Here is a 1904-nt window from a genome sequence, read left to right on the forward strand (position 1 = left end):
AGGAACAGGAACACCACGATCACGACGAGAACGAAGGCCTCGATGAGCGTCTTCTGCACCTCGTGTACCGTCTCGGTGATGAAGGTCGTGGGATCGTAGGTGACCTTCCAGGCCAATCCCTCGGGAAACGCCTTGGCCAACTCGCCCACCCGCCGCTCGACCTCCTTCAGGGTCGTGAGGGCGTTCGCGCCGGGCGACTGGTAGATCGCGATCACGGTTGCCGGGCTGCCGTTCAACCGCGTCTCGCGATCGAGATTGGCGGCGCCAAGCTCGATCCGGGCGACGTCCCCGAGCCGCAGCACCGACCCATCCGGGTTGGTGCGCAGGACGACGTTCCGGAACTGGTCAGCCGAGGCGAGGCGCCCCTGCGTCTGGATGCTGAGCTGGAGCTGCTGCTCGTCCGAGATCGGGCGTGCACCGATCCGCCCGACCGGCGCCTGGACGTTCTGCGCCTGGATCGCCGCGATGACGTCGCCCGTGGTCAGGTTCAGGCCGGTGAGCTGGTCGGTGCGCACCCACGCCCGCATCGCATAGTCCTGCGGCCCCCAAAGCGTCGCATCGCCGACGCCGGGCGTGCTCTTGATGCGATCGAGCAGGTTGATCGTGACGTAATTTGAGATGAAGAGCGGTTCCTGGGTCGCTTTCGGCGAGTAGACGGCCAGGACGCCGAGCAGAGCCGATGACTTCTTCTTGACGGTCACGCCCTGCTTGCGGACGTCCTCGGGCAGCTTGGCAAGGGCAATCTGGAGCCGGTTGTTGACGTTGACCGCGTTGATGTCGGGATCGGTGCCGAGCTCGAACGATCCGGTGAGCGTGTAGCTGCCATCGTTGCCGCTGACACTCTTCATGTAGATCATCTTGTCGACGCCCACGACCTGGGACTCGATCGGCTGGGCGACGGTCGATTCCACCACCTCGGCGGCGGCTCCCGGATAGGTCGTGGTGACCGAGACCTGAGGGGGCACGATGTCCGGGTACTGCGCCACCGGGATGGTCAGGAGCGCCAGCGCACCGGCGATCGATATAACGATCGCGATGACCAGCGCGAGGCGCGGCCGGTCGACGAAGATGGCGGAGAGCATCGGCTCACGTCCTGCTGGCTGACGGGCCGACCGGGCTCGCCCGCACGGCCACGCCGGGCCGAACCCGCTGCAATCCATCGACGATGACGAGCTCTCCTCCCGAAAGACCCTCATCGATGACGGTGTCCGTCCCTGTGCCGCCCTGGCCGGGCTTGACCCGCTTCGTGACCGCCCGCCCGTCTTCGACGGCGAAGACGTAGACACCGCCTTGATCGGCGATCAGCGCCGCTTGCGGGACCACGACTTTCTGCTCGGGCGCCTGGATCTGCAGGGCGACACGGACCAGTTGCCCGTCGCGCAGCGTGCCCGAAGGGTTCGGCATAACGGCGCGCACCAGGATCGTGTCGGTCGCGCGATCGACGCTGACGTTCACGAAATCGACGCGGCCCACCTGATTGTAATCGGAGCCGTCCTGGAAGCGTATTTTCACCCCGATCTTGCTGCGGTCGGGTCGGTCGCCAGTATGCTGATAGCGCAGAAACTCGCGCTGGCTCACGGGGAAGGTGACGTACATCGGGTCCTGACTAACGATCGAGGTCAGTACGCCGCTGTCGGGTCCGACGACGTTTCCCTTCGTAACGCTCGTGCGGCCTATCCGGCCGGTGATCGGCGCGAGGATGTGGGTGTAGCCGAGATTGATCCGTGCCGTTTGGAGGTTGGCCTCGTCGCCCGTCACCGCGCCCTTGGCCTGATCGAGGGCGGCGCGGGCCTGATCGCGGGCGACGACGGTGCCGGAGTTGCGGTCGAGCAATTCCTGGGCTCGTTGCAGCTGAATCGCTGCCAGTGTCTGCGCGGCCTTGCTGCGCTCCAGCGCGCCCTCCG

Annotated in this window: 2 protein-coding genes; both read right to left on the reverse strand. The window is 66.1% G+C overall.

Going from position 1 to position 1904, the window contains the following annotated elements:
• Positions 1-1082 (reverse strand): efflux RND transporter permease subunit (locus MFF42_RS25305; protein WP_238258733.1); only part of this gene is annotated, 1082 nt, incomplete at its 3' end.
• A gap of 4 nt (positions 1083-1086) precedes the next feature.
• On the reverse strand, positions 1087-1904 hold an 818-nt coding region (locus MFF42_RS25310), incomplete at its 5' end, for an efflux RND transporter periplasmic adaptor subunit (RefSeq protein ID WP_238258734.1).

The organism is Methylorubrum podarium (assembly GCF_022179745.1).
Classification (GTDB): Bacteria; Pseudomonadota; Alphaproteobacteria; order Rhizobiales; family Beijerinckiaceae; genus Methylobacterium; species Methylobacterium podarium.